General features: G+C 44.0%; 9 protein-coding genes and 1 pseudogene. 4 read left to right on the forward strand and 6 right to left on the reverse strand.

Annotated features, from left to right (window positions below; genetic code table 11):
• Nucleotides 1-277: 277 nt before the first annotated feature.
• The 3 genes from BMY62_RS15320 to BMY62_RS15330 all read right to left on the reverse strand — a co-directional run bounded on the left by BMY62_RS15320 (nt 278) and on the right by BMY62_RS15330 (nt 1,515).
• Nucleotides 278-481 (reverse strand): cold-shock protein, encoded by a 204-nt coding sequence (locus tag BMY62_RS15320; protein ID WP_090662003.1) that lies wholly within the window; start codon nt 479-481, stop codon nt 278-280.
• A 255-nt stretch (nt 482-736) separates the two neighbouring features.
• Complete coding sequence (folK, locus tag BMY62_RS15325) at nt 737-1,141, reverse strand: 2-amino-4-hydroxy-6-hydroxymethyldihydropteridine diphosphokinase (RefSeq protein ID WP_090662005.1); 405 nt, start codon at nt 1,139-1,141, stop codon at nt 737-739.
• A gap of 2 nt (nt 1,142-1,143) precedes the next feature.
• Nucleotides 1,144-1,515: a FolB domain-containing protein gene (locus BMY62_RS15330; protein ID WP_090662008.1), complete on the reverse strand. Its 372-nt coding sequence runs from the start codon at nt 1,513-1,515 to the stop codon at nt 1,144-1,146.
• Between the two features lie 144 nt (nt 1,516-1,659).
• Here BMY62_RS15330 and BMY62_RS15335 point away from each other — a divergent pair, with 144 nt between their 5' ends.
• Together BMY62_RS15335 and BMY62_RS15340 are read left to right on the forward strand one after the other, a co-directional pair.
• Nucleotides 1,660-1,962 carry an antibiotic biosynthesis monooxygenase gene (locus BMY62_RS15335; protein WP_090662011.1) on the forward strand — a complete coding sequence of 101 codons (303 nt, stop codon included), beginning with the start codon at nt 1,660-1,662 and terminating at the stop codon, nt 1,960-1,962.
• Nucleotides 1,962-3,170 (forward strand): iron-containing alcohol dehydrogenase, encoded by a 1,209-nt coding sequence (locus BMY62_RS15340; protein ID WP_090662014.1) that lies wholly within the window; start codon nt 1,962-1,964, stop codon nt 3,168-3,170. Before BMY62_RS15335 ends, BMY62_RS15340 begins: the two co-directional genes overlap by 1 nt.
• Before the next feature lie 327 nt (nt 3,171-3,497).
• On the opposite strand, the gene plsY is transcribed toward BMY62_RS15340, so the two are convergent.
• On the reverse strand, nt 3,498-4,115 hold the full coding sequence (gene plsY / locus BMY62_RS15345; RefSeq protein WP_090662023.1) for a glycerol-3-phosphate 1-O-acyltransferase PlsY: 618 nt from the start codon (nt 4,113-4,115) through the stop codon (nt 3,498-3,500).
• Between the two features lie 116 nt (nt 4,116-4,231).
• Here plsY and BMY62_RS15350 point away from each other — a divergent pair, with 116 nt between their 5' ends.
• The gene (locus BMY62_RS15350) at nt 4,232-4,609 is read left to right on the forward strand and encodes a dihydroneopterin aldolase (protein WP_090662026.1); all 378 of its coding nucleotides are present in this window, start codon (nt 4,232-4,234) and stop codon (nt 4,607-4,609) included.
• 267 nt (nt 4,610-4,876) lie between these two features.
• Here BMY62_RS15350 and BMY62_RS15355 read toward each other — a convergent pair whose 3' ends face one another.
• Complete coding sequence (locus BMY62_RS15355; RefSeq protein ID WP_090662017.1) at nt 4,877-5,086, reverse strand: hypothetical protein; 210 nt, start codon at nt 5,084-5,086, stop codon at nt 4,877-4,879.
• A 331-nt stretch (nt 5,087-5,417) separates the two neighbouring features.
• On the opposite strand from BMY62_RS15355, the gene BMY62_RS15360 reads away from it, so the two are divergent.
• The gene (locus BMY62_RS15360; protein ID WP_090662020.1) at nt 5,418-7,199 is read left to right on the forward strand and encodes an SLC13 family permease; all 1,782 of its coding nucleotides are present in this window, start codon (nt 5,418-5,420) and stop codon (nt 7,197-7,199) included.
• Between the two features lie 98 nt (nt 7,200-7,297).
• Here the strand turns inward: BMY62_RS15360 and istA are convergent.
• Nucleotides 7,298-7,810 (reverse strand): annotated as a pseudogene (istA, locus tag BMY62_RS15365) (IS21 family transposase); the annotation flags it as partial.

Consider the following 7,810-nt stretch of genomic DNA (forward strand, 5'->3'; position numbering starts at 1 on the left):
TCACGACATGATCGTGATTAATAGTTATTAAACAAAGTGTTACTATACAATAAATCATTGCCGCAGAGAAGGCCTTCTAATCTGACAAAGTAGAAATAAGGCCAAATTTAAAATTGGCAAGTTAACTGATACATCTAAGAGACAGCAGGTCGTTTTTGGAAAATTGACCAGATCGGTTTGGAAAGATTATGGCAAACTTGAGGGGGTTTTCTGAATACAAAACAAAACCCCGGTGGCTGACCGGGGTGTGAAATACTTTATGTGCGCGTTTTGACGACTACTCTGGTCGAATATTGGATGCTTGCTTTCCTTTAGGACCGGTGGTTACTTCAAATACAACACGCTGTGCTTCTTTAAGAGACTTGAATCCACTGCTTTGGATTGCGGAGAAGTGCGCAAATAAATCCTCTCCACCATTGTCGGGGGTAATGAAACCGAAACCTTTGGAATCATTAAACCATTTAACTATACCTGTTGCCATGTTATTTTCCTTAATAAAATTTTAATCTTGAAGTTATACCTGCATAAATCAAACATGCAAGCAGTCATCGAATATCAAGGAAAAAAGCCCACACCAACGGTACTATTCCACAACTTGAATCCATACGACTTTAACGAGTATACGCTGTATTTGTATTAAAAGTGCAAAAATTTCAAATTTTTTGGATAAGTTATAAGTATAAGGAATTGAATGGTGGTAATGAGTGGCGAGTGTCGTTATAAAAATAACATTTGGTTATGTCAAATTACAATTGGATGTTGATAACAGCTCATCTACAGAATTTTTGACAAAATCTCTGGTGTAATAATCATTATCGACAATTTCATTATTCCAAACAATAATGTCAAGATCAATAACTCTCGGGCCAAATTTAGGCAGTGACCGATCCCTACCCAGTCTGTTTTCAAGCTGTTTTAAGTAATTTTTGAATGCCTTGCGGGATACCGGAGTCAGTATCTTTACTGCGCCATTGAGAAAGTCGTTTTGGCAAGTGATGCCGACAGGAGCAGTTTTAACCAAAGTGGAGACGCTTTCAACAAGGACTTCCCTGTGAAGAATGGCAAGGGCCGATTCAATATGTTTCTCAGGATAGATATTCGAACCGATACCAATAATACATTCATTATAGTTGTTAGCCATGTTTAATCGATTTGGTTGAGTTCATTCCGCCAGGCTTCCAGTTCGATAGATACCGACTCGGCAAAACGCAATGCGTGAGGTTTGTCGACTTCCACTCTGGCAAAGCACACATTTTTGTTTTTCATGATTTCATCGAGAATAGACTGCGATAATTTCTCCAGCATTTTGAATTTATGTTCCTGGACTAAAGCAATGATATTCTTGGTTACAGTCTTATAATTATAAGAGTGCTCGACGGAATCATTCATAATGGCATGATTCAGGTCCACTTCAATCATTACATTAATGACAACATCTTGTAGCTTGTTGACCTCTTCCTCATTGAAACCAATGTATGTTCGTAACAGCAGGTTTTTAATTCTGATAATAGCCATTTAAAACAATTGCATTCTATTTGTGGAAGGCGGCTTGATAATTTTTCCTTTTTATTTGTTATTACTATAGCTCAAGGTTTCCAACAACGACAAGAATTGATGGTATGCTTTTAGTAAACTAAATCATACACAGGAGAAATAAAGATGTATGTGACCATTGTGCATGTATCGGTTAAGCCTGAGCATGTGGTGGCGTTTAAAGAAGCCTGTCGCCTGAATCATGAGGGTTCCGTTCGGGAGTCGGGCAATTTGCGCTTTGATATTCTTCAATCTGAAGAAGAACCGACGCAGTTTGTGTTATACGAGGCCTATAAAACACAGCAGGATGCGATGGCTCATAAAGAAACACAGCATTACCTGGATTGGCGTGAAACAGTGGCCGAATGGATGACAGAGCCACGCCATGGCGTTGTGTATCATGGATTGCATCCGGCAGTTAACAGCTGATGTTTGAATTTTCCATAGCGAAGTTACCACGCATCGAATTTGGTTCGGGCGCAATAAATCGGTTGCCGGGTATTATTGCCAGCTACGGTAACCGTGTGCTGCTGGTAACCGGAGCGCATTCATATCAGCATCTGCCCGGCTGGCCAAAATTTGTTGATACCTTGGCGCGCAGGGCAATCCGATATACGCAATTCAAGATTGGTGGCGAACCGTCACCTGCTCAGATAGATGAGGCGGTCAAGGAGTTTGCAGGCCAGGATATTGATGTGGTAGTGGGCATCGGCGGTGGTAGTGCGTTGGATGCGGCAAAGGCCATAGCAGGCTTGTTAAATCTGCAGCGTTCGGTTATGGATTTTTTGGAAGGTGTTGGGCCGGAATTGCCATATGAAGGCCCGGCTGTACCGTTGATAGCGGTGCCGACAACCGCTGGTACTGGCAGCGAAGCTACCAAAAATGCCGTGCTGAGTGTACAAGGTGAGCGTGGTTTCAAAAAATCTTTCCGTCATGAGAAACTTGTTGCAGAGTACGCAATAGTTGATCCTGAATTATTAAGCAATTGCCCGTCCGATGTTGTTGCGGCCAATGGTATGGATGCGCTGACACAATTGCTTGAATCTTATGTGTCTTTAAAATCCAATGCTTTTACCGATGCACTTGCGCTTAGTGGATTGCAAGCTGTTCGTGATGCGCTAATTCCGTTGTATCAATCTGTCAGGGAAGTTGGTGCGCAAGTTGATGAATTAACTGCTATTAACCGGGAAAAAATGGCTTACGCTGCGCTACTTTCGGGCATAACGCTGGCGCAAGTCGGGTTGGGGTCTGTTCATGGTTTGGCGTCCCCGCTCGGGGCATTTTATCCTATCCCGCATGGTGTTGTGTGCGGTACACTCATTGCTTCTGCTACAGAAATTAATATTAGATGTATGCAGAGCAGAGAGCCTGACAACAAGGCTATGGCTAAATATGCTTATGCAGCCGAGATACTGTGTCATCAGCAATTTCATGATGAAAGCGTGGCACATACTGCCCTGATACAGTTGTTGACGAATTGGACCGAAGAACTGGATTTGCCGTCTTTGTCAATTTACGGCGTTGATAGCGAGACATTGGACCAGGTAGTGGCCAATTCTCGGGGCAGTAGTATGAAAACCAACCCCATTGTGCTGCAAGATCCCGAAATCAAACAAATATTATTGTCACGGTTATGACAATTCGTTATCAAAATAGTGAAGCAGAATTGGGCGCCGGGATTATATACAGCCGGTGTGTGTGCGATGCATGTGGATGTTGTGTAGCGTTTTCGATTGAGATTGACCTGTCATTGTCAACATGATGGCTCAACCTTATGGGTAATTAATAGAGGAGTTTAGTGTAAGTGAGCGACAAGGATATGCTGTTATTGGTTTTTGTAATCTCGTCTATTGCGCTGATATACGTCGAATATTTCGCAAACTGACTTTAGCTGCATGATTGAATTGCAACTACAATATTTTTGAAAGTCCTTTTCACCCTGGATTTGATTTGTTGCAGCAGGTTTATTGTGGGGGTGTTTTTTTCTGGCCAATGCGGCTTTCCCTACCGGCGAGTAAGTTGGTGATATTGGCCTGATGACGCCAAACCAGCATCAGTGCCATCAGTAGCACAGAGAGAGTGTATAACGATTGCCCGAAAACAATGTAATAAGTATATACCGGAGACAAAATGGCTGCGATTATTGCAGCTAAGGAAGAGTAACGAGTAATATAGGCAACCGCTAACCAGGTGATGATAGCGAGCAGACCCAGCAACGTATTTAAGCCAAGCAACACTCCAACGGCCGTGGCCACGCCTTTGCCGCCCCGAAACCCCAGAAATACCGGGAACACGTGACCTAAAAATACTGCCAGTGCGGTAGCGGCGACAGCTTCATTTCCGAGATTCCAGGCAGGAGCATATGATTGTGTCAAAGTAATTGTCAGCCAGCCTTTACCTGCGTCGCCTGCTAGTGTTAATAGTGCTGCTATCTTTTTACCACTGCGGAGTACATTAGTTGCACCCGGGTTTTTGGAGCCGTAAGAGCGCGGATCAGGTAATCGGAAAATCCAGCTTGAGATCATCGCAAATGGAATGGACCCGATCAGGTACGCGACAAAAATAAAAGCCAGCAGAGTCATCAGATTCGTGTTTTCGCAGAAAAAATGCATACCATCATGATGGTGTATTACGTATTATATAAAATTCAGTGAAAAATACGGTGTTGTATCGTGTTGGTGTGTTTTATTTTTTGATCATGGATATTATTTTTTTACGCAATTTTCGTGCAAAGACACGAATCGGTATATATCCCTGGGAGCGTAAGGTCGCCCAGACAATTCAGCTGGATCTCGAAATTGCTTTGCCTAATAAGCGTGCTGCAATGAACGACTGCATAGAAGATGCAATGGACTATGCGCAAATCGCCCAAAGTATTCACGAAATTCTTGCAGAGCATAATTTTTCCTTACTCGAAGCATTGGCCGAACATATAGCACAGACCATCATGCTTCAGTATGAAGCGCCCTGGGTTAAAGTCAGTGTCGCAAAACTGGGAATAGTCCGGGGTGTCGAAAAAATAGGCATTTGTATTGAGCGAGGCATCAAAGAAAAAGGCGGTTGCAATGGAGAGTAAACACTTTCTATTGCGTTCAGGTGTTCATCAATACTTAATCGATAATCACTGGAAAATTGGCATCATCAACAGGCCGTTGAATTCACGCATCTGGCGATGATTTGTAACGTTTACCTTTATTAAATTTCACAGTAATACATCGTGATGTTGATGTACCAGTATATGTGTAATATTTGTATGAATGCTTCTGTTTGTCAATAAGGATCCGAACAGCAGTTTGTTCTCTGCAACTCTATTAATGTTGTAACTAATAATATTACTTGGTTATCAGTTGGTTGCTTTGATATCCGGATCTTCTGGAAAGGCAAGCTGGCGTAGTGGTCGTTCACGATCAACATAGGCAGCCAGTTTTTCCTTATAATTCCAACTGGCAGCCGGATGAATACTGTTGTATCCATCGTAATTCTCATTGAGCAGATGATTATAAAGAACAAGTGCCAATCCGTATAACGTCAGGCTAACGAATAAATCTTTCATATCACGTAATTTCAAATTGCATGATGAGCTTCACTTGAAAGAAATGGAAACCTTTTTCTTTCGAAACTCAATTAACAAACGGCGTTATATCCACCGTTCAGAAAACAATCAACAATTGCTTTTTTAATGTTCAGACAAAAGCATACCACCAATCCGTTTAAATTACACTAGTCTTTAAAGTTCTGGCCGATATGCGGAAATCGTGGCGCTTTACAATGCGGTATATTTAATAGCTATTTGGTATATGGTAATCATTATTTATTATTTCAGATTATATTAATAGTTGCTGTATAGTACGCGGCGTCGGATTCATTTTCAGGATTTCAATGCAATGGAATGGCAAGGCTGGTTTGCGCTTGGATTGTGTTTGGCAACGTTATTGGCGCTAATATTTACCCGTGTGGGACCTCATTTGGTCATGACGGCGGCACTGACGATTTTAAGTGTATCCGGAATTCTAACCAGCGAAGAGGCGTTGCTTGGGTTCAGTAATTCGGGTCTGATCACAGTGGCGGCCATGTTTGTTGTCGCAGCAGGCATGCATGCTTCGGGTGCAGTCGATTTGCTGGTCAATCGTATACTAGGCCGTCCGGTTACAACGCGCGGTGCATTATCCAGAATTTTTTTTCCTGTGGTGATATTGAGTGGGTTTTTAAATAATACTCCCGTTGTTGCAACCATGATTCCGGCAATTTATACCTGGTCTCGCAGGATAGGTATTGCTTCTTCCAAGTTGATGATCCCTTTAAGCTATACAGCAATACTGGGTGGTACTCTGACGTTGATTGGCACTAGCACGAATTTAATCGTCAATGGGCAATATCAGCTGTTGACCGGTGAAACCGGGTTTTCACTGTTTTCAATTACTGCCGTTGGGTTGCCTGTTGCGCTTTCGGGTTTTCTATTGATGTGGTTGTGGTTTCCGAATCTGTTGCCTGAGCGGACTCAAAACGAAGCATTTTCAAATCTGCGCGAATTTACTCTGGAAGTGTCCGTAGCACATGCTGGTCCACTCGTCGGTAAAACGGTCGAGGAGGCGGGATTAAGACATTTGCAGCGCGTTTATTTGGTTGAAATTGAGCGAAACGGGACAGTTATCACCGCAGTGTCATCCGAAGAGACGTTACAGGGTGGCGACAGGCTGGTTTTTGCCGGAGATACGGATGCAATTTCAGATTTGTTGCGCATCAATGGTATTGTGCCTTCGATGGATGGAGACCATGCGCAAACGTTGATGACGCAGCGTGCCGAACGACGCCTGGTGGAGGCGGTTGTATCACCACACTGTGGTGCAATTGGGCACGCTATTCGTGATACGCGGTTCAGGTCACAGTATGGTGCGGTTGTGCTTGCTGTGGCGCGTAACGGTGAGCGAATCAAAGGGAATCTGGGAAATATCAGGTTGCAGGCAGGCGACACCCTGTTACTGGAAGCGAGGCCGGCTTTTGTTAGCCGTCAGCGCTACAACAAGGATTTTTTGCTGATTAACGATCTGAATACAGAATCACCCCGGCATGAACGTGCCTATCTTGCCTGGGCGATATTGACAGCAATAATTGTTGCGGCGGGTTTTGAAATCGTCAGTATGCTCAACGCGTCGCTGATGGGTGCCGGGTTGATGATTGTCACAGGCTGTTGTTCGACGGCTCAAGCAGAAAAAAGCCTGGATTTGACGGTGATCATCACGATTGCGGCTTCATTCGCATTGGGGATGGCATTACAGAAAACAGGTGTTGCTGAATTCATAGCAGGAAACATCGTTGAACTAAGTAATGGTACGCCGTGGTTGTTGCTGATATTGACTTATCTGACAGTTTCGCTGTTAACCGAGGTGATCACCAATAATGCTGCAGCATTAATTATGCTGCCTATCATATTGGAAATTACCGAAAAAGCTGATTTGAATAATGTGCCTTTTGTTTTGGCCATCATGATGGCGGCGTCGGCGAGTTTTGCAACCCCCCTTGGTTATCAAACCAACCTGATGGTTTACGGGCCAGGTGGATATCGTTTTTCGGATTTTCTTAAAGTTGGACTGCCAATGAATGTGGTGACTGCAATTGTTACAATAACTGTTCTGTTAATCGGCTGGCCTTTGACAACAACCGATTAAATGCTTGCAGAAATTGATGCATTGAAACGATTGATTACGGGGTTTTCGACTTTTTGCTGTATGCTGATTCAGATTTGATTTGATAGTTGCCGATTTGCCGGTAATGGCTGCAGAGTTGGCCTGTCGAGTTGTTCAAAAGCCTGTTGGCGATTACCGGACAATTGTTTGTAAGGCCTGTGGTTCAAGTCATTGAGCAGACTGGCAATACAGTGGTTGAGTTCTCCCAGACTGAAGAAAGTTTGCCTGCGCAGCTTTGCCAGTATCCAGCGTTCAACAATCTGTACAGCCACTTCCACCTAGGCCTTGTCTTTGGGGTTTGTAAGGCCGTGCCGGGATCACCGCGACCTGGTAATGAGCGGCCCATTGCTGGTGGCTGGGATTTAAATCAGGATCATAGCGGCAAGGCTTGCTGACGCCGGATTTAAGATTGTCGGGCACAATGATCTCAGGACAGCCGCCAAAGAATTCCAGCATACGGCTCTGGCTGGCCAGCAACTCAGACAGTGTCTGTCCAGTCGTGGCCTCGGCGTAGGTATAGTTGGATGCGCCCAGTGTGCCGACAAAGATCTGGGCCTGACGGATTTCGCCACTGGCCGCGTCAATGATCGGTA

This window comes from Nitrosomonas marina, from assembly GCF_900111605.1.
In the GTDB taxonomy this organism is placed as follows: domain Bacteria; phylum Pseudomonadota; class Gammaproteobacteria; order Burkholderiales; family Nitrosomonadaceae; genus Nitrosomonas; species Nitrosomonas marina_A.